Source organism: Stenotrophomonas maltophilia, from assembly GCF_025642255.1.
Taxonomy (GTDB): Bacteria; Pseudomonadota; Gammaproteobacteria; order Xanthomonadales; family Xanthomonadaceae; genus Stenotrophomonas; species Stenotrophomonas maltophilia_P.
Genome location: NZ_CP106759.1, coordinates 1,954,705 through 1,979,486 on the forward strand (window position 1 = coordinate 1,954,705; position 24,782 = coordinate 1,979,486).

A 24,782-nucleotide genomic window follows, 5' to 3' on the forward strand; every position below is an offset into this window, starting at 1 on the left:
CCCATGAGCCAGAAAATCGACGGCAACCTGCAGGTCCCCCAGGCACTGCGCAGCGTGACGAACCCGGCCAGCAAGCCCGGCGTCAGCAGCGACTCGCCGGCACGCCCGGTGGAGGCGGCCGACAGCCTGCGCCTGACCGGCGAGGCCACCAATCTGCAGGCCATCGAGCGCGAACTGACCACGGCGCCGGCGATCGACGCCCAGCGCGTGGCCGCCGTGCGCGAATCGCTGCAGAACGGCACCTATACGATCAATCCGGACGCGATCGCTTCGCGCATGCTTGAGCTGGACCAGCAGCTGCACGGATGACCGCGGCGATGAGCGAGCCGTTGCAGCGCCTGGCGCTGGCCCTGGACGTCGAACGCCAGGCCCTGGTCGAGCATGACGTGCACGCATTGATCCGCGCCACCGGCGCCAAGCTGGAGGCGCTGCGTGCGCTGGAAGGCGCGCCGCCGGTGGGCGAGGGCGAACAGCTGCAGGAGCTGGCCGAGCGCAATCGTGCCAACGGCGTGTTGCTGTCGCGCAGGCGCCGCGAAGTGAACTGGGCGCTGCGCCAGCTGGGCCGCAGCGAAGAGGCCTCGGCCTACGATGCCAAGGGGCAGGCCCACGCAGTCACCGCTGGCCGTCCTCTGGCGGTGGCCTGACGCAATTTCGCGCGGACCTCCCGGCTCGCAGGCTGTCGCCTGCGGCACGACCGCGTATATTGGGCGCCTGTTCGAATGCCCCTGAGCCGCCGTGTCCGCTGCCAACGTCCTGGTTACCGCCCCCCTTCCACCACAGCCGGTGCTGCAGGCGTTGCTTGAACGCCTGCGCGAGGGCCTGCTGCTGTTCACCGAAGACGGTCAGGTCGCCTTGGCCAATCCGGCCGCGCAGAACCTGCTGGCCAGCGACGAAGGCCTGCTGCCGGCGCCGCAGCGCCTGCGCCAGCTGCTGCCGCCGGACGCGCTGGAGCACGCCCGCCAGAACGGTCACTGGAACGGCAGCCTGCCGCTGGGCGAGGGCGTGGTGATCGCGCATCTGTACCATCACGGTCCGCCCGGGCAGGGCCACTACCTGGCGCTGTTCCGCCACATCGAGGGCCAGGAAGACTACGAGCGCGAGCTGCAGCAGCGCCATGCCGAACTGCGCCAGGCCTACCTTCGATTGAACGGCACGCAGGAAAAGCTGCTGCAGTCGGAGAAGATGGCGTCCATCGGCCAGCTTGCCGCCGGCGTCGCGCACGAGATCAACAACCCGATCGGCTACGTGCACTCCAATCTCGGCAGCCTGCAGGAGTACCTGCGCAGCCTGTTCACCGTGATCGAGGCCTACGAGCGCGCCCTGCGTGCGCCCGACCCGAAGGCGCTCATCCCGGAGATCGACGACATCCGTGACCGGCTGGACATCGACTTCATCAGCCGCGATCTGCCACAGCTGATGGCCGAGTCACGCGAGGGCATCGAGCGGGTGACGCGCATCGTGCGCGACCTCAAGGACTTCTCGTACTCCGGCCGCGATGAGTCGTGGAAGCTGGTCGACCTGCACGCCGGCCTCGAGTCCACCATCAACATCATCTGGAACGAGCTCAAGTACAAGGTCACCCTGGTGCGTGAGTTCGGCCAGCTGCCGCTGGTCGAGTGCCTGCCGTCCGAACTCAACCAGGTCTACATGAACCTGCTGCTCAACGCCGGCCATGCCATCGCCGAACGTGGCACCATCACCGTGCGTACCGGCGTGGAGGGCGACCATGTCTGGGTCGAGTTCGAGGATACCGGTGGCGGCATCTCGCCCGAACTGCGCCAGCGCATCTTCGATCCGTTCTTCACCACCAAGCCGGTGGGCAGCGGGACCGGCCTGGGCCTGTCGATCTCCTACAGCATCATCAACAAGCACCACGGTCGCATCGATCTGGACAGCACCCCCGGCGTCGGCTCGCGCTTCCGCGTGGTGCTGCCGGTGAAGCAGCCGCGCTGAGCCACCGCACGGCACAGGTGCACGGTAGCGCCGGGCCATGCCCGGCGGCCTCCCTCATCGCAATGGCGGGCGATCCTCGCCACCGTCACCTGCGTCCATGGCCACCGGGCCGGCGTTGCTGCGGCGCTGTTCCTCGTAGGTACGGAAGGCCTGGTGGATGTGCTTGCGCAGCTCGTCGTCGTTCCATGGTTTGGTCAGGAAGCGGTAGATCGCGCCGCGGTTGATCGCGTCGGTCACCGTGTTCAGATCGGTGTAGCCGGACAGCACGAGGCGGATGGTGTCGGGGTACAGCATTTTCACCCGGCCCAGGAACTCGGTGCCGCTCATGTCGCTCATGCGCTGGTCGGACAGGATCACCTGCACATCGTTGATCGCCAGCAGATCGAAGGCGTCGCGCACGTTGCCGGCGGCGAGGATGCGGTAGCCGTCGCGACGGAACAGCCGCACCAGCGAGCGCAGCACGTTCTCTTCATCGTCCAGCAGCAGCAGGGTGCGGTCCGGTCGGGTCTCGGCGAATGCTTCCGGGCGCAGGTAGCGCCGGCGCAGGGTCATGCCCGCGGCATCGGCCGACATCGGTTCGCCGAACAGATAGCCCTGGAACACATCGCAGTCGTTGCGGCGCAGGAAGCCCAGCTGTGCCTGCGATTCCACACCGTTGGCGATCACCGTCATGCCCAGCTGGTGGCCCATGGCGATGATCGCACGGGCGATGGCGGCCTCGCGGTTGCCGGCCGGTGCGCTTTTGATGAAGCTGCGGTCGATCTTCAGCTTGTCCACCGGATAGCGCACCAGCGCGCTCAGGCTGGAGTCGCCGGTGCCGAAGTTGTCCAGGCTCAGGCTGATGCCTTCGTTGCGCAGGTTGGCCAGGGTCTCGTGCACGAAATTGACGTTGTTGGTCAGTGCGCTTTCGTTGATCTCCAGCGTCAGCATCTGCGCCGGCACGCCCGCTGCCTGCAGCAGCGACATCACTTCGGCGAAGAAATTCGGTCGCAGCAGCTGCAGGGTGGAGACATTCACCGCAATGGTGAAGTCGTCGAAACCCTGGTCGCGCCACAGCCGGGCCTGCTTGAGCGCGCCCTCCAGCACCCAGGTACCGATCTGCACGATGATGCCGAGCCGCTCGGCCGTTCGCATGAAGCGCTCCGGTACCAGCATCCCCAGCGTCGGCGACTGCCAGCGCAGCAGGGCTTCCATGCCCACCACATGGCCATCGCGTGCGCTGACCAGGGGCTGGTAGCGCAGCTTCAGCTCGGCATTGGGGATGGCATCGACGATCTGGCGCGCGATGATGCTCTCGCTGTGCGCGCTGGGCGGTGTGTCCACGGCATGGATGCGCACCGCGTTGCCACCCTCGCGGGCGGCCTGGTACAGCGCATCTTCAGCATGATCGAGCAGGCGCGAGGTGCTGCTGGCATGCTCCGGGCACAGGCTGACGCCCAGCTTGCCGGTCATGAACAGGGTGTAGGGCAGCACCGACAGCGGCAGTTCCATCTGCTGGCGGATCTCTTCGGCGAAGTCCTCCGGCAGCGGCAGGTCGGCGTCGCGCGGCACGGCGATCAGGAACTCGTCGCTGCCATGGCGCCACAGCTTGCCGCGTCCGCGCAGGTAGGACTGCAGGCGTTGCGCCACCAGTACCAGCGCCTGGTCACCCACTTCCGCGCTCATGTTCTCGTTGACCGACGCGAAGTGGTCGATGTCCACATGCATCAGCATCAGCGGCGTGCCACCCGAAGCGGCTTCGGCCACCATCGCCTGCAGCTCGGGATTGCCGGCGCCAAGGCGGTCAGGGGCATCGTCGATGCTGACCAGCGGCAGATTGGGATTCCACATAGGCTCAGTAATCCGGTGTTTCGACGGCAGCCGCGCAGGCTGCCTGGTAGGGAAGATGGACATCGACCAGGGTGCCGGCGCCGTGCGCCGACTCGATCCGCACGTGGCCGCCCACGCTCTGCGCACGTTCGCGCATGACGATCAGGCCCAGGCCGCGCGGGCCGTCAGGGTCGAAACCCTCGCCGTCGTCGCGGATCTGCAGGTGCAGCCCGCGCTGGCCGACATCGCGCAGCTGCAGCTGCACCTGGCTGGCGCGGGCGTGGCGCAGTACGTTGGTCAGGCTTTCCTGGGCGATGCGGAAGCAGGCCTGCTCGATGCTGTTGTCGGGCCGATGCGGCAGGGGCTCGATTTCGGCCAGCAGTTCCACCGGTGAGGAGCGGAACAGTACCCGTGCCTGCCAGCTCAGTGCCGCCTCCAGGCCCAGCGCATCCAGCTGTGGAGGCCGCAGCAGGGTGGAGATGTCACGCAGCTTGGCCACCGTGGTGTCGGCCAGGCTGACGATCTGTGCCAGATCCTCGCTGCGGCGCTTCGGATCGTCTTCGTCCTGCGCGGCATAGGCGGAGAGCTTGATGGCGGTGATGGCCTGCCCGATGTCATCGTGCAGGTCGCGCGAGATCGCGCGGCGCTCGTCCTCCTGCAGCGAGAACAACCGGCCGGCCATCGCCTGCAGTTCGCGGTTGCTGGTCTCCAGCGCACTGCGGGTGCGCTCGGAGTCGCTCAGGTCACGCACGATCAGCAGCTTGCAGTCGCGACCGCCATACCGCACTTCGCCCACAGCCAGGCCGGCGTGGAAGCTGCGGCCATCGGCACGCTGCATCGCCACCACGCTGCTGTGGCCGGGGCCGTGCTGGGGCTGGCCGGCCCGGAGCTGCACGCGTACCCGCGCCAGATCGCTGTCGGCGACCAGAGCCGCCAGCGGCTCGCCGAGCAGGGCATGGCCGCCATAGCCGAACAGACTCGCGGCCCAGGCGTTGGCGTACAGCACGTGCTCCTCGAAGAGGATGACCACGCCGTCCGGCAGCGCACGCACCAGTTCGCGGAACTGTTCCTCACGTTCGCGCAGCAGCCGCCGCGACTGCTCGCGCTCGGTCACGTCCTGCAGCGTGCCGAGCACGCGGTCGCGGCCGGCCTCGTCAACGCCGCTGGCCGCGCGCAGGTGCACCATCAACGCGCGGCCATCCATCGACAGCAGCGGCAGCAGCACGTCCACCTGCACCGGTTCGCCGGAACACAGTTCGGCCAGCAGCTGGTCCGCCTGCGCGGCAGTGGCCGGATCGGCCGCCACCAGCAGTTCGTCGAAGCGATGCCAGCGGCGCGCTTCCGGCGGGCGCCGGCCGAGCAGGCGATAGACCTGGCTGGAGTACCGGCCCAGCCCGCTGGAGGGGTCCAGTTCCCAGGCGCCGATCTTCGCCAGCTCATGCGCTTCCTCCACCCGTGCCAGTGCCTGGTCCCGGCGCAGCTGTGCAAGGTCCTCGGCGGTGCGATCGATGGCAATGAGCAGGCGTGCGTTGTGGCCGTCGTAACCGATTGCGTTCGAGCGCAGCTCCATCTGCCGCAGGCTGCCATCGCGCAGCTGCAGCTGCGCCCGCAGGATGCACAGCTGCTCGGGCGCCTCCCGGATGGCTTCGAGCTTGGTCTGCAGCGCCTGGTCCTGGCCGGGCGGCCAGAGCACGTCGATGGTGCGCTCAAGCAGTTCCTCACGCTCCCAGCCGAAGGCGCTGCAGGCCGCGGGATTGGCATCGAGAATGGCCAGGCTGTCCAGATCGTAGACCAGGATCGGCCCGGGATTGCCCTCGAACATCTGCCGCAGGCGCAGCTCGGAGGCCTGCAGGCGGGCATGGGTGAGCAGCACGTGCTCGGCCAGCGGCCGCAGCAGCAGGTACAGCAGCCCGGCGCTGGCCAGGGCGAAGAACGACCCTTTCAGGCTCTGCCACAGCGAGGCCTGGTACGGATCGGGTACCAGCAGCTGCACGGCGCTGTCGGTGGCGATCATCCAGGCCAGGGCCATCGCCAAGTAACTCAGCACGATCCGCCGACGATCGCGGCCCAGCGATTGGGCCATCCGCGGGTCGGGAACAGGGGCGGTGCCGGTCGGTTCTGCGGGCATGGACAGGGCAGCAGGTAGGGGCGCCGGCCATCTTACCGCGCAGGTGCCCCGTAGCCACTCAATTATCCGCCGCAGGCGCCGTTAACCACTGCGTGCCCCGCTGTCGGGCGTTTCATCCGGAGCAAGATCGCGTGGACCAAGGGATCATCGCCAGCCTGCTGCAGCATCCGCTCGCGTCGGCGCTGGTCATCGTCGACCGCACTGGCCGTCCGCTGGCGGCCAATCCGGCCGCGCGCGAGCATGGCCTGCCGGCGACGGTCGCGGCCTACGCGCCGATGCTGGAGGACCTGCGTCTGCTGGCGGCCGACGGTGGCATTGTTGCGTGCAGCCTGCCGGGAGGGCCGCGCGGGCATTACGACGGCCACCTGCGCGCCGTGCATGACGGCGCCGGCAATCTGCTGGCCTTCACCCTGAGCGTGCCGGAACCGGTGCCGCTTGCGGGTGGCGGACGCTGGGAACTGGCGCTGGACAGCGCTGGCCACAGCCTGTGGGACTGGGATATTCCCAGCGATCGCGTCACCCGCACCCCTGGCCTGGGCGAAGAGACCGCCAGCGGAATGCTGGCGCGCGTGCACGGCGAGGACATCGGCCACGTGCGCGCCGCGCTGGATCAGCACCTGCGTGGAACCAGCGACCAGTACAGCGCACAGTTCCGCTTCCGCCAGCCCGACGGGCAGTGGCGCTGGGTGCTTGATCGTGGCCGCGTGGTCGCGCGCACTGCCGACGGCCAGCCGCTGCGGATGGTCGGCACCCACACCGACATCGAACAGCAGAAGCAGCTGGAGGCGTTGCTGCACGAACAGCAGGTGCACCTGAGCGAGGCGCAGCGCATCGCCAGCATGGGCAGCTGGTCGTTCGATCCAGGCACGGGCTCCTTCTGGTGGTCGCCCGAACTGCGTTCGCTGCTCGCACTTGAGCCCGGCAACGTGCCCGGCCAGCGACGCTGGCTCAAGCAGCTGCATCCGCGTTCACGTGGAGCGCTGCGGGCAGCCTGGCGCCGCTTGTGGCGCGATGGCCGCTCCGCCAGCCTCGAACTGGAGCTGGCCCGCGGCAGCGGCGAACCATCGCTGCATCTGCGGCTATGGATGCAGCCGCTGCTGGACGGCGAGGGCCAGCCCAAGCGGCTGCTGGGCCAGGTGCAGAACATCACCGAACAGCACCAGACCGATGCGCTGATCCGCTGGCGTACCGAGCTGCTCAACCGCGTTTCGGCCCTGGGCCGCATCGGCGGGTGCGAGATCGAGGTGCAGACCCGGCACATGCAATGGACCGAAGAGTGCTATCGCATCCACGGACTGCGCAAGGAGCCGATCACCCTGGACCAGGCGTTGGCGCTGTACACCGAGGACTCGCGCAGTGCGTTCGAGGCGGCGCTGGGCCGGATTGCCGGTGGCGGACTGCCCGAGCAGCTGGATCTCTGCTTCTATCGTCAATCCGGCCTGCGCGTATGGGTGCAGGTGCTGATCGAGCTGGATCGGCGCGATGGCCTGCCGCCACGCTTCGTGGTGCTGTTCCGTGACATCACGCGAGAGCGCGAGGCCAACGAGCGCATCGAGCTGCTGGCCCATTACGACCTGCTGACCGGCCTGCCGAACCGGGTGCTGCTGGGCGAGCAGACGGCTGAAGCAATCGAGGAAGCGCGTGATCGCGGCACCTCGCTGGCGATGCTGTTCATCGACCTGGATGGCTTCAAGACCATCAACGACAGCTTCGGCCATGCCACCGGTGATGCGCTGCTGAAGGCGGCGGCCACCCGACTGCACCAGAACCTGCGCAACAACGATCTGTTCGGCCGCTTCAGCGGTGACGAATTCATCGTGGTGCTGCGCGACCTGGCCGAACCGGAAGACGCTGGCCACGTGGCGCGCAAGCTGATCGGCTCGCTGGCCGAGCCGCTGCGCCGCGGCGATACCACGCTGAAGGTGGGGGCCAGCGTGGGCATCGCCATGCTGGGCGATACCCAGACCGATTTCGATTCACTGCTGCGCGCCGCCGATGCCGCGATGTATGCGGCCAAGGAAGCCGGTCGCAACACCTACCAGTACTACAGCCAGGATGCACTGGCCCGCATCCAGCGCCGGCTTGAGCTGGAGCATGCACTCCATGGCGCGATCGAGCGCGAGGAGTTCAGCCTGGCCTATCAGCCGCTGCTGCACGCCCACCTTGGCGAGCCACCGGCCATCGAAGCACTGCTGCGCTGGCATCGACCCGGCATCGGCTACTGCAGCCCGGCCGAGTTCATTCCCATCGCCGAGAAGTGCGGTGAAATCGTGCGCATCGGCGACTGGGTACTGAACGAAGCCTGCCGCCAGGCCACTGCCTGGGACAGAGCCGGTCTGCACTTCGACCGCATCGCGGTGAACGTCTCGGCCGTGCAGCTGCGTGATCGCGGCTTCGCCGAGCGGGTGATCGAGATCTGCCATGCCCATGGCTGGCCGCCACAGCGCTTGGAACTTGAGCTGACCGAGTCGGCGCTGATCCGTGACACCGACATCCTGCGTCATTGCTTCGACGTGCTGGAACGGCATGGTGTGCCGCTGGCGGTGGACGATTTCGGAACAGGATTCTCCAACCTCAACTACCTCAACCGGTTCCCGGTGGGCCGCCTGAAGATCGACCGCAGCTTCGTGCAGGGCATGCTGCACGACTCGGGTACGGCCGAGGTGACCCAGGCCATCGTGCACCTGGGTCACGCGCTGGGCATGAAGGTCGTGGCCGAAGGCGTGGAAACGCACCAGGAAGAAGACATGCTGCGCCGCCAGGGCTGCGACGAGATCCAGGGCTACCTGTACTCGCGGCCGCTGAGCCCGCGGGACCTGGCGCAGTGGCTGCGCCAGCAGCATCAGTCACCGTCGCGCACGGACGCCGGCAACGAAGCGCTGCTGGTGCGTTGACGATTTGTGACCGCGTACCCGCGGTCTCCAGGCCTGTCCGGTTGCGATGAACCTGCGGCGCATATGAGCCGAGCATGGGCTCGGCGGCGCTTTCTGGTCGGAGCGATGGACATCCCTGCGCCTCAGCCGAGCATGGGCCTGTTTCACCGTAGAGCCGAGCGGACGCTCGGCTCTTTCATGTTCGGGCCGCGATAGACCCGGCAGACGCCCCGGCGCTACTTCAGGGCATCTCCATCCAACCCCAGGTCCCAGGCCATGCCCAGCAGTTCGCCGGCGGTACCGGGCGAGGGCGGGCGCGCATCGGCGAGCTGCTGCAGCTCGCGGATCTCCTCATGCGCGACCTTTTCCAGCTGCTGCAGCTGTTCTCGCACGCTGGCGTTGCGCGGGCGTTCGATGTCGGTGAGGGAGGAGGGCGGGGCGCTGATCAGGGCCATGGGGCGCGTACAGGATGCATTCGGCGGTGGATCACAGGCAAAGGCCCCGGTCGAGCCGGGGCCTTGCAGACTGCCGGAGAGGGCAGCGGACACGCGTCTCAGAACAGTTCGACGGTACCGGCGCCCATGTTCTGCTGGGCGACCGGCTTGTGCGGCGGGCGCTCCCATTCGTTGCGCAGTTCGCGCAGACGGTTGCCGGTGCGCTGCAGCGCGCTGGCGATCTCTTCGTCGAAGACGCCGCCATTGCGGTGCAGCAGTTCCTGCAGGGCCACCGCTTCGCGGTTGATCGCGGTCAGTCGGTCGAGGTGGGTATGCACGCCACCCAGCGCCTGCGTGGCGATATCTTCGAACTGCAGCGCGCGCACGGCCTCGGCGACGCTGCCGTCGATGGCACGCGCACACTCGGACACCTCTCGCATGCCTTCGCCCAGCGAAGCATTGATCTGTGCCACGTTGTCCAGCATGGCTGCTGCTTCCTGGCGTGCTTCGCGGGAGCGGTCCATGTCGCGCGAAGCCATGTGCGAGACCGTCTCGCGGACCTTGGCGATGGCGTCCTTGGAGCTGTGCGCCAGCTTTCGGATCTGTTCGTTGAAGGTGGTCGAGCGCTCGGACAGGTTGCGCACTTCGTCGGCGACCACCGCGAAGCCGCGGCCGGCCTCGCCGGCACGGGCCGCTTCGATGGCGGCATTCAGCGCCAGCAGGTTGGTCTGGTCGGCAATCGACTTGACGTCTTCCAGCAGGGCGAAGATGCCGTCCAGGTGCTGCGCCATCTGGTCGATGTGCTGCACGGTGGTAGAGCTCTGGCCGCTGACCTGTTCCAGCGCTTCCACCAGCTGCTCCATGCGATGGCTGGCATGCTGGGCGAACCGCGCAACGTCGAGGCCCGCACTGCCTTCATCGCCGGCACGGTCGACGATGCGCGACAGCGCCTGGCTCTGCTGGCGCGACTTGCGGTTCATTGCATCGAAGCTGCCGCCCAGGCTCGATACCGCCTGCCGGATCAGGTCGCGGGCGCGTTCCACTTCACCACGCGAACCGTCGATTTCGTTGCCGACGAAGCTGCGCAGCTCGGTCAGCAGCTGGTCCTGCTCACGCAGGACGCGGGCCTGTTCCGGTGAGCGGTGCGCCTGGGCGCGCGCGGTCCACCACGCAAAGCCCAGCCAGCTCAGCGTCATCGTGGTCAGGATCGCCCAGCGCAGGGCGGCCGGCCATTCGAAACCGATGGCGAAGGGGAGCAGCAGGGTCAGGGCCAGGGGGGCGGCCAGACGAATGAAAATGCGTGAGTACATGGACGTTCTCGGGAGGTGCACGGAGGATGTATCGGCCGTGTGCCCTTTCTCTTTAACGTCGATGCGCTTTCTGAATGCGTCGGATTTCCGGCGCCGGACGCTCGCCGGGCATGGGCCGGCGCTACCCCGGCAGCGCTGCGCGACGGTCAGGCGATGCGGTAGCGCCGGGCCATGCCCGGCGGATGCAGCGGTCAGGCCAGCAGGCGGTCCACGGCCTCGACCATCGCCTTGCGACCAAACAGGAAGTCCCAGTAGCTGCCGCCCACCTGCCGCCACAGCACCGCGGCGCGGACGGCGGCCAGCAGCAGGGCACGGATCTCGGAGACCACACCGGCCTGGCCCAGGTAATGCGGGTTGCCCTGCACCATCACCCGCGGCTTGAGATGGCTGATGGTGTCCGCATAGACGCCGCCGAGGCTGGCCAGCACATCCGGGTGACCGCTGTCGCCCAGTTCGGCGGCCTTGCGCTGCGCCTGCTCGATGCCCGAGGCCACCTTGTTGACGGTTGCGCCGTCCTGCACGAAGCGGCGCTCCAGCTGCAGCACCGACAATGCCAGCTTGGGCAGGATCGGATCCTGGCCCTGGTTGCGGAAGTAGTTGTGCAGCAGGCGCAGGCCCGACTTCAGCGCGTGGCGGTCGCCGAACACCTCCTGCGGAGAGGACGCGTCGACGCGGAATACGCTGTCCACCGCGGTACGTACAGCGGCGGCATCGGAATGGCCGGTATCGGCGATGCGGCGCACCTGCTGCAGGGCCTGGGCAATACCGGCCAGGGCCAGGACGCGGTCGTCGACAGTGAAACTCATGCAGCGATTACCTCAAAAGGAGAAGGGGTGGTGCGCAGGCGCTGTTCCAGCGGCGCATCGGTGGCGGCGATCACCGCACCGCCCAGGCAGATCTCGCCGTCATACAGCACCAGCGACTGGCCGGGCGTGACGGCCCGCTGCGGGCGGGCAAAGGTGACCAGCACGCTGCCATCGTCCAGCACATCGACCGTACACGGCTCGTCGGGCTGGCGGTAGCGGGTCTGGGCAGTGCATTCGAAACGCCGGGCCGGTGGTGCGCCGGCGATCCAGTGCGCGGTTTCCGAACGCAGGCGTTCGGAGAGCATCCACGGGCTGTCGCGGTCCTGATCGACATACAGCACGTTGCTGGCCACGTCCTTGCCGACCACGTACCACGGCGCGGCCGGGCGGCCACGCACGCCGCCGATGTTCAGGCCCTCGCGCTGGCCGAGCGTGAAATAGAACACGCCCGGATGCTCGGCAATCACGCTGCCGTCGGCCGGGTCGAGGATCTGTCCCGGCCGGGCCGGCAGATAGCGGCCCAGGAACTCGCGGAAGTCGCGCTCGCCGATGAAGCAGATGCCGGTGGAGTCCTTCTTGGCATGGGTCGGCAGGCTGACGTCACGGGCGATCCGGCGCAGGTCGCTCTTTTCAAGGTCGCCGATCGGGAACAGGGTGGCGGCCAGCTGCTCCTGCCCCAGCTGGTGCAGGAAATAGCTCTGGTCCTTGGAGCGGTCGGCGCCGCGCAGCAGCAGCCACTGGTGGCCGCGCTGGGTCACCCGCGCGTAATGGCCGGTGGCGATGCGCTCGGCGCCCAGTTCACGCGCCGCGTCCAGGAAGTGCTTGAACTTCACCTCGCGGTTGCACAGCACGTCCGGATTGGGGGTGCGGCCGGCGGCGTACTCGGCCAGGAAATGCTCGAACACGCCTTGCCAGTACTCGCTGGAGAAGTCGCGGAAATGGAAGGGAATGCCCAGCAGGCCGCAGACCGCCACCGCATCGCGGCGATCATCCTCGGCGCGGCAGTCGCCGCTGCCGTCGTCGGCCCAGTTCTGCATGAACAGGCCGGCCACGGCCTCGCCCTGCTGCACCAGCCGCCAAGCGGCGACCGACGAATCGACGCCACCGGAAACGCCCACCATCACGCGCGGGGTGCTCATGCGACCTCCCGGACCAGCGAAAGCGGGTGGCGCTGGCCACCCAGATAGTCCGCCACGACCTGCCATACCAGCGGGCTGCGCTGGCGCTGCCCGGCGGCCTGCAGCTCGGCCGGGGTCATCCACAGCGCGCGGTCGATGCCGGTGTCGAGCGGCTGCGCCGGATCATGCGAGACCGGGCGCGCCGCGTAGCAGAAGCGAAGGAACGTCGTACCGTCGCCCGCCGTCCATTGGTAACAGCCGATGAAGTCGGTCAGCTGAACCGTCCAGCCGGTCTCCTCGCGGGTCTCGCGCAGCGCCGCCTCGGCCAGGCTCTCGCCGGGCTCGAGGTGCCCGGCAGGCTGGTTGAGCACGGCGCGGCCATCGATGGTCTCCTCGACCAGCAGCACGCGGCCGCCGTCAACCACGATGGTGGCGACGGTGGCGTGCGGTGCCCAGCGCGGGTCCGGCGTGGCGTTCACCTCAGAGATCGTCCTTCTTGGTCAGTTCCAGTTCCATCGCGTCGGCGGTGCGGATCGCGGCATCGATGGCGTCGCTGAGCTGGTCGGCGGTGGCATCGGCGTCGATCTTCACCACGAACATCGCGGTCGCCTCCTGTTTCACCCAGCCGCCCATCTTGGCGTCCTGCGAGTCCTCCAGCAGGCGGTTGGCGACCGCGACCGGGAACTGCTTGGTCTTGGACGTGTAGCCTGGCGACCAGATCTCACGGATGTTGTGGCTGCCGAAGTCTTCCACCGCCGAGCGCACGTACACCATCTGGGTGCGGTCGCCCTCGACGTCGAACACCAGGCGGTAGTCGCCATCCTCGTCGACCTCGTAGTTGTAGCCCAGCTTGTCCAGCTGGCGACCGACGGCAGCGTCGGCATCGGCTGCGCTCGCCGGGCCGGCACAGGCCAGGGCGATCAACAGGGCAGGCAGAAGGGTCCTTTTCATGAAAATCCTGTGAAACCGGGGTGGGAAGGACAATTGTGACGGCGGCCGTCCGTGCCGTCCATTCCGGGAGGGCCGACGCGGGCGCGCGGCAACCTCTATAATGACCGGATGCCCCGCGAGTCTTCCCCCGATTCCCACCACGAGCACGGCATCGCCGTGGAGCCCGCGCGCCCGGAAGTGGCGCCGCCGCCGTTCTACCAGGTCATGCTGCTCAACGACGACTACACCCCGATGGATTTCGTGGTGGACGTGCTGCAGCAGTTCTTCAACATGGACCTGGACAAGGCGACGCAGGTGATGCTGCATGTCCATACCCGCGGTCGCGGCGTCTGTGGCGTGTTCACCCGCGAAGTGGCCGAAACCAAGGTCGGCCAGGTCAACGAGTATTCACGGATGAACCAGCATCCGCTGCTGTGCACGATGGAAAAGGCCTGACCGGCCTCTTGTAGAGCCGAGCCCATGCTCGGCTACAGCGGGATCACCCCTCCGCCAGCGCCTCCAGCGCCATCGCCGCGACCGTCTCGTCGATATCGGCCGGGTCGCCATCATTGCGGAACCATACGGCCGACAGCCCGGCGCTGGCAGCGATCCAGCGCAGCAGGCGCGTGCGATCCAGCTCCGCCAGGGCGCTGACCTCGGTCACCCGGGCCGCAAAGCGCTCCGGCCGGGTCGCGACGTGGATGCCGGGACCGCACAGGTCGGGATTGCTGAACAGCGTGGTGTAGTCGAACGCGCGATCACCGATCAGCCGTTTCGGGTCGATCGCCAGCCAGCCGCGCGTGCCGAAGTCGAGCACGTTGTCGTGGTGCAGGTCACCGTGCAGCGGCCGGACCTCCTGTTCGTCCTCCAGCAGCGCGACCGCCAGCGATCTGCACTGTTCCAGCAGTGGCGGCAGCGAGCCCCTTGGCTGCAGCAGGTCGGCGAACCATGTAGGCAGGCAGACCAGCTCCGCTGGCGGTGCGCTCCGTGGCCGGTGCAGCCGCTGCAGGACCTGGCACAGGATCGTGGTACAGGTGCTGTCATCGCCGCCGATCGAGCGCTCCCGCAGCGATTGGCCGCCGGCGCGCTCGATCAGGATGGCCGGCCCCTCGTGCGCCAGCAGGCGCGCGGCACCGTCGCCGTCCCACCAGCGCAGCAGGCGATGGCTGTTCTGTTCTTCGGTTTCACTGCTGATCTTCAGCATTGCCGGCAGGTCGTCGGCGGTCAGTACCGGCCAGAGCCGGGCGTGCGGGGTACGGATGGCGGGACCATCACGTCGCAATCGCCAGCGGCTCAGGTAGGGTTCGCTCATGGGTGGGCTGTCCGGGAGTGAATGAAGATCAAGCAATCCGCACTGCTAACGCCATCTGAACGCAGCAATCCGCTAGGGTGATGGAAATCGCGTAGTCAGGCCGCATATTGTCCCCATCTGCCGCCGGAGTAATCCATGTTCAGCAAAGACCTCGAACACACCATCGGCCAGTGCTACAAGCGCGCCCGTGAGGCCCGGCATGAGTTCATGACGGTCGAACACCTGCTGCTGGCACTGCTCGACAACCCGTCCGCCCAGGCCGTACTGAAGGCCTGTGGTGCCGATGCCGACCGCCTGCGCCAGGAGCTGGAGCAGGCCATCGAGGCCTCCGTGTCCCGCCTGGCGGAAGACGATGGCCGCGACACCCAGCCGACGCTGGGCTTCCAGCGCGTGCTGCAGCGGGCCGTGTACCACGTGCAGTCCTCGGGCAAGAAGGAGGTCACCGGCGCCAATGTGCTGGTCGCCATCTTCGGCGAGAAGGACTCCCATGCCGTCTACTACCTCAACCAGCAGGACGTGACCCGCCTGGACGTGGTCAACTACCTGTCCCATGGCATCGCCAAGCTGGGCGAGGAGGGCGAACAGCCTTCCTCCGAAGGCGAGAGCCGGGCCGAGGGCGGGGAGGGCGAGCCGAAGGGGGATGCCCTGACCGAGTTCGCCAGCAACCTCAACGAGCAGGCCCGGGCCGGACGCATCGACCCGCTGGTCGGGCGTGCCGACGAGATCGAGCGGACCATCCAGGTCCTGTGCCGCCGTCGCAAGAACAACCCGCTCTACGTGGGCGAGGCCGGCGTCGGCAAGACCGCGATCGCCGAAGGCCTGGCCCGGCGCATCGTCGAGGGCTCGGTGCCGGAGGTGCTGGCCGATGCCGTCATCTATTCGCTCGACCTGGGCGCACTGGTGGCCGGCACCAAGTACCGTGGCGACTTCGAGAAGCGCCTGAAGAGCGTGCTGACGGCCCTGAAGAAGGTGCCCAATGCCGTGCTGTTCATCGACGAGATCCACACCATCATCGGTGCCGGTTCGGCGTCGGGCGGCACCATGGATGCGTCCAACCTGATCAAGCCGGCGCTGGCGTCGGGCGAGCTGCGCTGCATCGGCTCGACCACGTTCCAGGAGTACCGCGGCATCTTCGAGAAGGATCGCGCCCTGGCGCGCCGCTTCCAGAAGATCGACATCGTCGAGCCGACCGTGGGTGAGACCTACGAGATCCTGCAGGGCCTGAAGGGCAAGTACGAAGCCCACCACGGCGTGACGTACTCCGACGAGGCGCTGCAGGCCGCGGTGGACCTGTCGGTCAAGCATATCGGTGACCGCCTGCTGCCGGACAAGGCCATCGACGTGATCGACGAGGCAGGTGCGCGCCAGCGGCTGCTGCCGGAGGACCAGCGCAAGGAACTGATCGACGTGGAGGAAGTGGAGGCCATCATTGCCAAGATGGCGCGCATCCCGACCAAGCAGGTCAGCGCCACCGACAAGGATGTGCTGCAGCACCTGGAGCGCAACCTGAAGATGGTGATCTTCGGCCAGGACCCGGCCATCGAGACCCTGTCGTCGGCGATCAAGCTGGCGCGCTCGGGCCTGGGCAATCCGGAGAAGCCGATCGGCAACTTCCTGTTTGCCGGCCCGACCGGTGTCGGCAAGACCGAGGTGACCAAGCAGCTGGCCCTGCAGCTGGGCATCGAGCTGGTCCGCTTCGACATGTCCGAGTACATGGAGCCGCATTCGATCAGCCGCCTGATCGGTGCGCCCCCGGGATACGTCGGCTTCGACCAGGGCGGCCTGCTGACCGAGAAGATCGTCAAGACGCCGCATTGCGTGCTGCTGCTGGACGAAATCGAGAAGGCGCACCCGGACATCTTCAACATCCTGCTGCAGGTCATGGACCGGGGCGTGCTGACCGACACCAACGGACGTGAAGCGAACTTCAAGAACGTGGTGCTGGTGATGACCACCAATGCCGGCGCGGCCCAGGCCTCGCGGCGTTCGATCGGCTTCACCAAGCAGGACCACGCCACCGACGCGATGGAGACCATCCGCCGCAGCTTCACCCCGGAATTCCGCAACCGCCTCGATGCGGTGGTGCAGTTCCAGGCGCTGGGCTTCGAGCACATCCTGCGTGTGGTGGACAAGTTCCTGATCGAGCTGGAGATGCTGCTGCAGGAGAAGCACGTCAGCCTGTCGGCCACGCCGACCGCGCGCGACTGGCTGGCCCACCATGGCTTCGACCCGCTGATGGGCGCCCGTCCGATGGCCCGCGTGATCCAGGACAAGATCAAGCGTCCGCTGGCCGACGAACTGCTGTTCGGCAAGCTGGTCAACGGCGGCAAGGTCAGCATCGATGTCCGCGACGACGAACTGGTGGTCGAGACCCAGGCCGAGCCGGAGCGGCTGCTGCCGGCCACGGTGGAGTGAGCTGACGCCACGGGCTGTGGCGTGAAGGACTGGAAAGGGCAAGGGCGGCTTCGGCCGCCCTTGTCGATTACGGGGGGGGGTGTTCAGGGTGCAGGTGGGATCTGCCACGCCCCTGTGGCGCGCAGTTCGCACAGAGCGTCGGATGGAACGACCTCGACCTTCCAGTCGAGGCGATCGGCCGATGCTGCCTGCAAGACGAAGGAGGCCAGGCGGGCGCGCGAGCAGTCTGTCCATAGCCAGTTGACAATGAGCCGGGTACGCCCGGCCGCGTCCAGCTGGAACAGTTGAGCGTTGGCGGCAGGATTTCCTGTGTCCGGAGCCTGTCCGGCAGGAGGATTGGCCAGGTCGATCGTCCAGGCCAGGACGGTGCCATCGGCCGCATTCCGTGCGTGGCTGGCCAGCATGGCGTCGAGGATGGGCGCGACGGATGAGGTGGTCGCGTCTGCCGTCGCGTCGTCCAGGCGACGCCGACAGCGTTCCGGCGTGGCTTCCAGTACCACATATCGACCATGGAAATGGGCGAGCCAATCGTCTGCTGCGTGCAGGTGGTCTGCCGCCGGCAACGACAGTGTCCAGCGCCGCCGCCCGTCCGTACCGGTCACGAAGCTGGCGCCGCGCTCGCTCCAGCGTCGCTCCAGGGTCTCCGGTGCAACTGTGGTGGAGACCACCAGCAAGGTGTCGCAGCGGTCGCGCCGCTCAAGCAGGGTCATGCTGTGGATCGGTCCGGCGAAGGCTGCGTCCTTGCCGCTTGTCCAGCTTCGCAGCGGGTTGGTGTCCGGGTTCTGCTCGGAGAACGACCGGTAGTGCAGCTCGTCCAGGCTGTCGACCGGTGCGATTGCGGCGGTTGCCGCGAGCATTGCCGGCAGCTCCGCAAGTGTGCCTGCAGGTGGTGTGGGGGCGGCGGCCAGGGAGGCGGCCAGGCCCAGGATGAGGAGGGCAGGCGGCGTGGGCATGTTGATCACACATCAATGCCGCATGGAGCGGCGAGCGTGCCATGCTGCGGGCGGGGCACGGGGCGGGCCATGCAATGAGTTGCAAACGTGCGCCACCGATGTCAGTCGGAATTTCCAGCGCCCACGACAAAGCGCCAGCAGCAAGGCCGGCCCTGTCTGAGTCAGGAGAAGCATGTCGGCCTGCCGGCCACGGTGGAGTGAGCTGACGCCACGGGCTGTGGCGTGAAGGACTGGAAAGGGCAAGGGCGGCTTCGGCCGCCCTTGTGCTGTCAGGTGTCAGCGGCTGCGACGGCGCGCTTCGCGCGTGAACCGCTCGGCATCGATCGGCTCGATGCGCGCCACCTCGCAGGAGCCGCGACCGGTGTCCAGCTTGCTTCGGCCCTCGCTGCACAGCGTGTCAGCCTCCTTGCCGTCGGTCGTGAAGCCGAGGCGGGTGGCCCGCACGGCGGAAGGGCAGCTGTTGCGGAAATGCACGACATAGTGCGCTTCGCCGGAGCGGAGCAGGATGTTCCTGTCGGCACTGGCGCGAACGATCTGCTGTTCGCCGGACAGCGGCACGCACTGCGCCGCCGGGGTGTCGGCCGCATGGGCGGACGGGGCCAGCAGGGCGATGGCGGACAAGACCAAGGGGGCGAGCAGGGAAGTGAGGTTCATGGCGGGGCAGGGGTGGCGATCCGGAGTGGATCGGATCCCAGAATGCTGCCGCTGTCGCAACTGCGAATCTGCCGCAAGCAGGGCTGACTGACGCCATGGTGAGATCGGTCACGATGACCTCCGGCAGGGCCGGAGAGCGGGCATGACAAAAGGCCAGCAACCCAGGCTGGCCTTGTCGAAGTGGCGCGACGCGCCGACCGCTTACTTCATGCGGTAGGTGATGCGACCCTTGGTCAGGTCGTACGGGGTCATTTCAACCTTGACCCGGTCACCGGTGAGGATGCGGATGTAGTTCTTGCGCATGCGGCCGGAGATGTGGGCGATGATCTCGTGCCCATTTTCCAGACGAACGCGGAAAGTGGTGTTCGGCAGCGTCTCGCTGACGGTGCCCTCGAACTCGATGGAATCGTCTTTCGACATGTAGTCCTGTGCGGTTCAGAAAACGGCCACGCTGGGCCTAAGGCGCAGTATTTTACGCGGGACGCGGCCGGCTTGCAAAGTTTATGTTAACCCCCCGCCAGGACGCGGGCCGGCAAGCGGCCCATGTGCCGGGTCCACGGGCCTTCACGCCCCGGGCAGCGCACGGCCTGCCGCACGTGGTCCAGAAACGCGGCGCGTGGCAGGTGCACCGCACCCATCCGCAGCAGATGCGGATTCTCCACCTGTGCATCGATCAGTTCCCAGCCCCAGCCATGCAGGGTGGCCGCCAGCGCGGCCAGCGCGATCTTGGAGCCGCCGCTGGCGCCGCTGAACATGCTTTCGCCGAAGAACACCGTACCGATGGCCACGCCATAGATGCCACCGACCAGGGTCTGCCGGTCCCAGACCTCGACGGAATGGGCGAACCCGAGGTCGTGCAGCCGGCTGTAGGCCTCGACCATTGCCGGGCTGATCCAGGTGCCGTCCTGTCCGGGGCGCGGCGCGGCAGCACAGGCGCGCATCACCTGGCTGAAGGCGGTGTCGGCAGTCACCTCCCAGTGGCTGCCGCGCAGCTGGCGGCGGAAGCGGCTGGACAGGTGTACGCCGGAGGTGCGGAACACCATGCGTGGGTCCGGTGACCACCACAGGATCGGCTCGCCGTCGCTGAACCACGGGAAGATGCCGCCGGCATAGGCATTCAACAGGCGTGCAGGATGCAGGTCGCCGCCTACGGCCAGCAGGCCGTCGGGACTGCGCAGCGCGGTTTCAGCGGGCGGGAAGGGGGCGTCCGGCGCATCGTCCAGGCGCCAGGGCAATTGACGGGTCATGCCGGGAGTGTAGCGATGCCGGCGCATCCATTCTGCGGCGGCGCTAGTCCTGCGTGCGGAACGGGCTGTGTTGCTGCAACGTCTGCTCATAGCGCCGCACGTCCCTGCGCTCCTGCCGGCACCAGTCCTGCAGAGCTTCTGCGAAATCCGCATCGGCCACCCAGTGCCGGCTGCGCACCCGCGTCGGCAGGAAGCCGCGCGCCAGCTTGTGTTCGCCCTGTGCGCCGGGCTCGAAGCGGGTCAGGCCTTCGCGCAGGCAGTACTCGATGCCCTGGTAGTAGCAGGCCTCGAAGTGCAGGCCAGGCAGGGTAGCGCCACCCCAGTAGCGGCCATACAGCGTGTCGCCCCCACGCAGGCACAGGGCGCCGGCAATCGGTTCGCCGTCCTGTTCGGCCAGGAACATCACCAGGCCGCGCCCGAGGCTGCTGGCCAGGTGGCGCAGGAAGGGCTCGGTGAGCGCCGGTGCATTGCCGTACTCGACGAAGGTCTGCAGGTAGAAACGGTACATCGCCTGCAGGTCGGCACGGCTGGCCTCATCGCCGTGCACGACGCGGAAGCCGATGCCCTGGCGGGTGACCCTGGCGCGCTCCTGGCGGATGTTCTTGCGGTGCTTGTGGTCCATGGCGCCAAGGAACTGATCGAACGTCGTCCAGTCGCCCGGGTTCTGCCACTGGAACTGGATGTCCTCGCGCAACAGCCAGTCATCGCCGAACAGCGCTTCATCCGCTGCGGTGTGGAAGTTGATATGCGCCGAGGACACGCCCAGCGTGGGCAGCGCCCCGCGCAGGGCCGACAGCACGCGCGCGCGGGCTGGATCGTCCCGGGCCAGCAGCCGCGGCCCGGTCACCGGCGAGTACGGCACGGCGCCGAGCCATTTCGGGTAGTAGTCGCGGCCATGCCGGGCATAGGCATTGGCCCAGGCGTGGTCGAACACGAACTCGCCGTGGGAGTTGGTCTTCAGGTAGCCGGGAATCGCCGCGACCAGGACGTCGCCCTCCCACAGGGTGAAATGCCATGCCTGCCAGCCCCAATCCCCGCGCAGGCAACCGTGGGCTTCGAGTCCGGCCAGGAAGGCGTAGCTGACGAAGGGATTGCGGCCATCATGCAGCGCGTCCCAGTCGGTGGCGGTAACGGACTGCAGCGAGTCGAGGAAACGGGGGGAGGGCATGGGCCAAGGATAGGTCAGAAGAAAACAGAAAGGCCGGCGCTTCCGCGCCGGCCCCCAGGATCAGTCATGGCGTGGAGCAATCTTCAGCCGGCCTTGCCCTGTGCATCCAGATAGCGCTCGGCATCCAGTGCGGCCATGCAGCCGAAGCCGGCGGAGGTGATGGCCTGCCGATAGTGCTGGTCGGCCACGTCGCCCGCGGCGAACACGCCTTCCACCGAGGTCTGGGTGGCGTTGCCGCCCAGGCCCGAGCGGATTTCCAGGTAGCCGTTGTTCATCGCCAGCTGGCCATCGAACAGGGTGGTGTTCGGGTGATGACCGATGGCCACGAAGAAGCCGTGCGCGTCGATGTCGCGGGTGCTGCCGTCCAGGGTGGACTTCACGCGCACACCGGTCACGCCGGCATCGTTGCCCAGCACTTCCTCGACCTGGTGGTGCCAGACGGTTTCGATCTTGCCGGCCGCGACCTTGGCGAACAGCTTGTCCTGCATGATCTTTTCCGCCTTGAGGGTGTCGCGGCGGTGGACCAGGTAGACCTTGCGGGCGATGTTGGACAGGTACAGGGCCTCTTCCACCGCAGTGTTGCCACCGCCGACCACGACCACGTCCTGGTCACGGTAGAAGAACCCGTCGCAGGTGGCGCAGGCGGACACGCCGCGGCCCTTGAAGGCCTCTTCGGTCGGGATGCCCAGGTACTTGGCGGTGGCGCCGGTGGCGATGATCAGGGCGTCACAGGTGTATTCGTGACTGTCGCCGATCAGCCGGAACGGGCGCTGGGACAGGTCGGCGGTGTGGATGTGGTCGAAGATGACCTCGGTCTCGAAGCGCTCGGCGTGAGCCTGCATGCGCGCCATCAGGTCCGGGCCCATCAGGCCATGGGCGTCACCCGGCCAGTTGTCGACCTCGGTCGTGGTCATCAGCTGACCGCCCTGCTGCAGGCCGGTGATGACGACCGGCTTCAGGTTGGCGCGGGCGGCGTAGACCGCAGCGGTCCAGCCGGCCGGGCCGGAACCGAGGATGACAAGCCGTTGGTGGCGGGAGGGCAGGCTGGTGCTCATGTAAACTCGCGAAAAGGTAAGTGGGACAAGGCGCTGGCGATGTTTGCGCAGCATCCATGGCAGGTCATAGAGTGGCGGCTGGGGCAGGGCGATTCAAGCCGATGAACAGAACGCCGTCGCCCATCGACGGTTTCCGGCCCCGGAGGGCGCCTCGCAGCGTCGCATAACTGAAAACTGACGCCGTCTCATTTATTATCAATCACTAACAGCGCATTCCAAAGGTATGGTCTAAGGTGGCGAAGCAGGTCCCCGAACGCTCCAAGTCCGACGACAGCAAGGCGTCACGTCGCACGGCCGCGGCGGCGGCGACGACCGACAACCCCCGCCGCCAGCGCCTCTGGCGCGACCTGGGCCTGATCGCGATCGCGCCGGCCCTGCTGTACCTGGCGGCAAGTCTGTTCACCTACTCGGCGTCGGACCCCGGCTGGTCGCATACCGGCAGCGTGGTCGCGCCGGTGCACAACATGGGCGGCCGCGCCGGTGCCTGGATCGCCGACGTGCTGCTGCAGTTGTTCGGCTACATCGCGTTCCTGCTGCCGGTGGTGCTCGGCGCACTGGCCTGGATCGCCATGTTCGGCCTCAAGCGGGAAAGCAAGGGCGAGAACGACCTCGATCCGGCCCTGCGCCTGGTCGGTCTGGTCGGCTTCCTGATCGCCGGCACCGGCTTCCTGCATGTGCGCCTGTTCAATGGTGATGTGTCCAGTGCGGGCGGCATCCTTGGCAAGCTGGTGGGCAACTCGCTGACCGTCGGGTTCGGAGCGCTGGGCGCGAACCTGTTCGTGCTGGTGCTGCTGCTGGCCTCGATCACCCTGGCCACCGGCCTGTCGTGGTTCACGGTGATGGAGAAGATCGGCCGTGGGGTGATGTCGCTGGCGCCGCTGCTGGAGCGCAAGAAGGAACAGGCGACCGAGTGGAAGCAGACCCGTGCCCTGCGCGAGGAGCGCCAGGAAGTCCGCAAGGCGGACGCCGAGGTGCGCGCCAAGCGCGAGCCGGTGAAGATTGAACCGCGCCCGGAACCGGTGATCGAGAAGAGCGACCGGGCCAAGCGTGACAACCAGATACCGATGTTCCGCGGCGTCAACGGCGATGGTTCGGACCTGCCGCCGCTGGCCCTGCTGGATGATCCCAAGCCGCAGCCCAAGGGCTACGACGAGGAGACGCTGGAGACCCTGTCGCGGCAGATCGAGTTCAAACTGAAGGATTTCCGCATCGATGCGCAGGTGGTCGGCGCCTATCCGGGCCCGGTCATCACCCGCTTCGAGATCGAGCCGGCGCCGGGCATCAAGGTCAGCCAGATCAGCTCGCTGGACAAGGACATCGCCCGCGGCCTGTCGGTCAAGTCGGTGCGCGTGGTCGATGTGATTCCCGGCAAGTCGGTGATCGGCCTGGAGATTCCCAACGTCACCCGCGAGATGATCTTCCTGTCCGAGCTGCTGCGCTCGAAGGAGTACGACAAGGCCTCCAGCGTGCTGACCCTGGCGCTGGGCAAGGACATCGCCGGCCGCCCCACCGTGGCCGATCTGGCGCGCATGCCACACCTGCTGGTGGCCGGTACCACCGGCTCGGGCAAGTCCGTGGCCGTCAATGCGATGGTACTGAGCCTGCTGTACAAGGGCTCGCCGAAAGATCTGCGGATGCTGATGATCGACCCGAAGATGCTCGAACTGAGCGTCTACCAGGGCATCCCGCATCTGCTCGCGCCTGTGGTCACCGACATGAAGGAGGCCGCCAACGGCCTGCGCTGGTGCGTGGCGGAGATGGAGCGCCGCTACAAGCTGATGAGCGCGGTGGGCGTGCGCAACCTGGCTGGCTTCAACAAGAAGGTGAAGGACGCCGAGGACGCCGGCCAGCCGCTGATGGACCCGTTGTTCAAGCCGAACCCGGAGCTGGGCGAGGCGCCGCGCCCGCTGGAGACGCTGCCGTTCATCGTCATCTTCATCGACGAATTCGCCGACATGATGATGATCGTCGGCAAGAAGGTCGAAGAACTGATCGCACGTCTGGCACAGAAGGCACGTGCAGCCGGCATCCACCTGATCCTGGCCACCCAGCGTCCGTCGGTGGATGTGATCACCGGCTTGATCAAGGCCAACATTCCCACCCGCATCGCGTTCCAGGTGAGCTCGAAGATCGACTCGCGCACCATTCTCGACCAGTCCGGCGCGGAGACGCTGCTGGGTCACGGCGACATGCTGTACCTGCCTCCGGGCACCGCCATGCCCGAGCGTGTGCACGGCGCGTTCGTCTCCGACGATGAAGTGCATCGCGTGGTCGAGCATCTCAAGGCGATGGGTCCGGCCGATTACATCGAGGGCGTGCTGGACGAGGTTCAGACCCTGGGGGACGGCGTGGTGGTGGGTGCCACCGGCCTGCCGGAAACCAGTGCCGGCGGCGACGAGTCGGATCCGCTGTATGACGAGGCACTGAGGGTGGTCACGGAGACCCGCCGCGCGTCGATTTCCGGCGTGCAGCGCCGGCTGAAGATTGGCTACAACCGTGCGGCGCGACTGATCGAGGCCATGGAAGCGGCCGGCGTTGTCAGTGCGCCCGAGCACAATGGCGACCGGACGGTGCTGGCACCGCCGCCGCCGAAGTAAGGCCCGACGTACCCCCACGA

Annotated in this window: 22 protein-coding genes; 7 read left to right on the forward strand and 15 right to left on the reverse strand. The window is 67.4% G+C overall.

Features of this window, described 5'->3' with window-relative positions:
- The first annotated feature begins 3 nt into the window (after positions 1-3).
- From flgM to N8888_RS09050, 3 genes are all read left to right on the forward strand, one after another.
- Entirely contained in the window at positions 4-309 is a 306-nt protein-coding gene (flgM, locus tag N8888_RS09040; RefSeq protein WP_053517921.1) for a flagellar biosynthesis anti-sigma factor FlgM, read from the forward strand.
- Complete coding sequence (locus N8888_RS09045; protein ID WP_053517922.1) at positions 306-644, forward strand: flagella protein; 339 nt, start codon at positions 306-308, stop codon at positions 642-644. Before flgM ends, N8888_RS09045 begins: the two co-directional genes overlap by 4 nt.
- A 91-nt stretch (positions 645-735) precedes the next feature.
- Positions 736-1,953 carry an ATP-binding protein gene (locus N8888_RS09050; RefSeq protein WP_065175707.1) on the forward strand — a complete coding sequence of 406 codons (1,218 nt, stop codon included), beginning with the start codon at positions 736-738 and terminating at the stop codon, positions 1,951-1,953.
- Between the two features lie 54 nt (positions 1,954-2,007).
- Here the strand turns inward: N8888_RS09050 and N8888_RS09055 are convergent, their stop codons facing one another.
- Both N8888_RS09055 and N8888_RS09060 read right to left on the reverse strand, forming a co-directional pair.
- A complete protein-coding gene (locus N8888_RS09055) occupies positions 2,008-3,783 on the reverse strand; it encodes an EAL domain-containing protein (RefSeq protein WP_053517925.1) in 1,776 nt (591 codons plus the stop codon).
- A gap of 4 nt (positions 3,784-3,787) precedes the next feature.
- Positions 3,788-5,890, reverse strand: coding sequence for a sensor histidine kinase (locus tag N8888_RS09060; protein WP_263178197.1), 2,103 nt, complete (start codon positions 5,888-5,890; stop codon positions 3,788-3,790).
- A 131-nt stretch (positions 5,891-6,021) separates the two neighbouring features.
- Here N8888_RS09060 and N8888_RS09065 point away from each other — a divergent pair, with 131 nt between their 5' ends.
- Positions 6,022-8,784 carry a bifunctional diguanylate cyclase/phosphodiesterase gene (locus N8888_RS09065; RefSeq protein WP_053517927.1) on the forward strand — a complete coding sequence of 921 codons (2,763 nt, stop codon included), beginning with the start codon at positions 6,022-6,024 and terminating at the stop codon, positions 8,782-8,784.
- Positions 8,785-8,999: 215 nt separating this feature from the next.
- Here N8888_RS09065 and N8888_RS09070 read toward each other — a convergent pair whose 3' ends face one another.
- The 6 genes from N8888_RS09070 to N8888_RS09095 all read right to left on the reverse strand — a co-directional run bounded on the left by N8888_RS09070 (position 9,000) and on the right by N8888_RS09095 (position 13,382).
- Positions 9,000-9,218: a hypothetical protein gene (locus tag N8888_RS09070; RefSeq protein ID WP_111187001.1), complete on the reverse strand. Its 219-nt coding sequence runs from the start codon at positions 9,216-9,218 to the stop codon at positions 9,000-9,002.
- Between the two features lie 98 nt (positions 9,219-9,316).
- Positions 9,317-10,507 carry a methyl-accepting chemotaxis protein gene (locus N8888_RS09075; protein WP_053517932.1) on the reverse strand — a complete coding sequence of 397 codons (1,191 nt, stop codon included), beginning with the start codon at positions 10,505-10,507 and terminating at the stop codon, positions 9,317-9,319.
- Positions 10,508-10,698: 191 nt separating this feature from the next.
- Complete coding sequence (hflD, locus tag N8888_RS09080; RefSeq protein ID WP_263178200.1) at positions 10,699-11,313, reverse strand: high frequency lysogenization protein HflD; 615 nt, start codon at positions 11,311-11,313, stop codon at positions 10,699-10,701.
- Positions 11,310-12,452, reverse strand: a complete 1,143-nt coding sequence (gene mnmA / locus N8888_RS09085) for a tRNA 2-thiouridine(34) synthase MnmA (protein WP_053517935.1) — start codon at positions 12,450-12,452, stop codon at positions 11,310-11,312. The genes hflD and mnmA overlap by 4 nt, the downstream gene beginning before the upstream one ends.
- Positions 12,449-12,910, reverse strand: a complete 462-nt coding sequence (locus N8888_RS09090; protein WP_065182192.1) for an NUDIX hydrolase — start codon at positions 12,908-12,910, stop codon at positions 12,449-12,451. The genes mnmA and N8888_RS09090 overlap by 4 nt, the downstream gene beginning before the upstream one ends.
- 1 nt (position 12,911) lies before the next feature.
- A complete protein-coding gene (locus N8888_RS09095; protein ID WP_111186999.1) occupies positions 12,912-13,382 on the reverse strand; it encodes a hypothetical protein in 471 nt (156 codons plus the stop codon).
- A 108-nt stretch (positions 13,383-13,490) separates the two neighbouring features.
- On the opposite strand from N8888_RS09095, the gene clpS reads away from it, so the two are divergent.
- A complete protein-coding gene (gene clpS, locus N8888_RS09100) occupies positions 13,491-13,817 on the forward strand; it encodes an ATP-dependent Clp protease adapter ClpS (RefSeq protein ID WP_053517940.1) in 327 nt (108 codons plus the stop codon).
- Between the two features lie 43 nt (positions 13,818-13,860).
- On the opposite strand, the gene N8888_RS09105 is transcribed toward clpS, so the two are convergent.
- Positions 13,861-14,673, reverse strand: coding sequence for an APH(6) family putative aminoglycoside O-phosphotransferase (locus N8888_RS09105; RefSeq protein WP_164152913.1), 813 nt, complete (start codon positions 14,671-14,673; stop codon positions 13,861-13,863).
- Positions 14,674-14,808: 135 nt separating this feature from the next.
- Between N8888_RS09105 and clpA the strand changes: the two genes are divergently transcribed.
- A complete protein-coding gene (clpA, locus tag N8888_RS09110; protein WP_065182194.1) occupies positions 14,809-17,088 on the forward strand; it encodes an ATP-dependent Clp protease ATP-binding subunit ClpA in 2,280 nt (759 codons plus the stop codon).
- Between the two features lie 83 nt (positions 17,089-17,171).
- Here the strand turns inward: clpA and N8888_RS09115 are convergent, their stop codons facing one another.
- From N8888_RS09115 to trxB, 6 genes are all read right to left on the reverse strand, one after another.
- Positions 17,172-18,041, reverse strand: a complete 870-nt coding sequence (locus tag N8888_RS09115; protein ID WP_263178204.1) for a hypothetical protein — start codon at positions 18,039-18,041, stop codon at positions 17,172-17,174.
- Positions 18,042-18,317: 276 nt separating this feature from the next.
- On the reverse strand, positions 18,318-18,695 hold the full coding sequence (locus tag N8888_RS09120) for a hypothetical protein (protein WP_263178206.1): 378 nt from the start codon (positions 18,693-18,695) through the stop codon (positions 18,318-18,320).
- A 201-nt stretch (positions 18,696-18,896) separates the two neighbouring features.
- Positions 18,897-19,115, reverse strand: coding sequence for a translation initiation factor IF-1 (gene infA, locus N8888_RS09125; RefSeq protein WP_005409596.1), 219 nt, complete (start codon positions 19,113-19,115; stop codon positions 18,897-18,899).
- Positions 19,116-19,201: 86 nt separating this feature from the next.
- Complete coding sequence (gene aat, locus N8888_RS09130; RefSeq protein WP_053517945.1) at positions 19,202-19,942, reverse strand: leucyl/phenylalanyl-tRNA--protein transferase; 741 nt, start codon at positions 19,940-19,942, stop codon at positions 19,202-19,204.
- A 43-nt stretch (positions 19,943-19,985) separates the two neighbouring features.
- Complete coding sequence (locus N8888_RS09135; protein ID WP_065175701.1) at positions 19,986-21,110, reverse strand: GNAT family N-acetyltransferase; 1,125 nt, start codon at positions 21,108-21,110, stop codon at positions 19,986-19,988.
- An 83-nt stretch (positions 21,111-21,193) separates the two neighbouring features.
- The gene (trxB, locus tag N8888_RS09140) at positions 21,194-22,165 is read right to left on the reverse strand and encodes a thioredoxin-disulfide reductase (RefSeq protein ID WP_053517948.1); all 972 of its coding nucleotides are present in this window, start codon (positions 22,163-22,165) and stop codon (positions 21,194-21,196) included.
- A 233-nt stretch (positions 22,166-22,398) separates the two neighbouring features.
- On the opposite strand from trxB, the gene N8888_RS09145 reads away from it, so the two are divergent.
- Positions 22,399-24,762 carry a DNA translocase FtsK gene (locus N8888_RS09145; protein WP_053517949.1) on the forward strand — a complete coding sequence of 788 codons (2,364 nt, stop codon included), beginning with the start codon at positions 22,399-22,401 and terminating at the stop codon, positions 24,760-24,762.
- Positions 24,763-24,782 lie beyond the last annotated feature (20 nt).

What these genes read in the sequence shown, in the direction of transcription:
- N8888_RS09045 (WP_053517922.1), top strand. Translation starts at nt 306, where the DNA reads ATGACCGCGGCGATGAGCGAGCCGTTGCAGCGCCTGGCGCTGGCCCTG.
- N8888_RS09060 (WP_263178197.1), bottom strand. Translation starts at nt 5,890, where the DNA reads ATGCCCGCAGAACCGACCGGCACCGCCCCTGTTCCCGACCCGCGGATG.
- clpA (WP_065182194.1), top strand. Translation starts at nt 14,809, where the DNA reads ATGTTCAGCAAAGACCTCGAACACACCATCGGCCAGTGCTACAAGCGC.
- flgM (WP_053517921.1), top strand. Translation starts at nt 4, where the DNA reads ATGAGCCAGAAAATCGACGGCAACCTGCAGGTCCCCCAGGCACTGCGC.
- N8888_RS09070 (WP_111187001.1), bottom strand. Translation starts at nt 9,218, where the DNA reads ATGGCCCTGATCAGCGCCCCGCCCTCCTCCCTCACCGACATCGAACGC.
- N8888_RS09120 (WP_263178206.1), bottom strand. Translation starts at nt 18,695, where the DNA reads ATGAACCTCACTTCCCTGCTCGCCCCCTTGGTCTTGTCCGCCATCGCC.
- mnmA (WP_053517935.1), bottom strand. Translation starts at nt 12,452, where the DNA reads ATGAGCACCCCGCGCGTGATGGTGGGCGTTTCCGGTGGCGTCGATTCG.
- aat (WP_053517945.1), bottom strand. Translation starts at nt 19,942, where the DNA reads ATGACCCGTCAATTGCCCTGGCGCCTGGACGATGCGCCGGACGCCCCC.
- hflD (WP_263178200.1), bottom strand. Translation starts at nt 11,313, where the DNA reads ATGAGTTTCACTGTCGACGACCGCGTCCTGGCCCTGGCCGGTATTGCC.
- N8888_RS09095 (WP_111186999.1), bottom strand. Translation starts at nt 13,382, where the DNA reads ATGAAAAGGACCCTTCTGCCTGCCCTGTTGATCGCCCTGGCCTGTGCC.
- N8888_RS09115 (WP_263178204.1), bottom strand. Translation starts at nt 18,041, where the DNA reads ATGCCCACGCCGCCTGCCCTCCTCATCCTGGGCCTGGCCGCCTCCCTG.
- N8888_RS09105 (WP_164152913.1), bottom strand. Translation starts at nt 14,673, where the DNA reads ATGAGCGAACCCTACCTGAGCCGCTGGCGATTGCGACGTGATGGTCCC.
- N8888_RS09135 (WP_065175701.1), bottom strand. Translation starts at nt 21,110, where the DNA reads ATGCCCTCCCCCCGTTTCCTCGACTCGCTGCAGTCCGTTACCGCCACC.
- trxB (WP_053517948.1), bottom strand. Translation starts at nt 22,165, where the DNA reads ATGAGCACCAGCCTGCCCTCCCGCCACCAACGGCTTGTCATCCTCGGT.
- infA (WP_005409596.1), bottom strand. Translation starts at nt 19,115, where the DNA reads ATGTCGAAAGACGATTCCATCGAGTTCGAGGGCACCGTCAGCGAGACG.
- N8888_RS09075 (WP_053517932.1), bottom strand. Translation starts at nt 10,507, where the DNA reads ATGTACTCACGCATTTTCATTCGTCTGGCCGCCCCCCTGGCCCTGACC.
- clpS (WP_053517940.1), top strand. Translation starts at nt 13,491, where the DNA reads ATGCCCCGCGAGTCTTCCCCCGATTCCCACCACGAGCACGGCATCGCC.
- N8888_RS09055 (WP_053517925.1), bottom strand. Translation starts at nt 3,783, where the DNA reads ATGTGGAATCCCAATCTGCCGCTGGTCAGCATCGACGATGCCCCTGAC.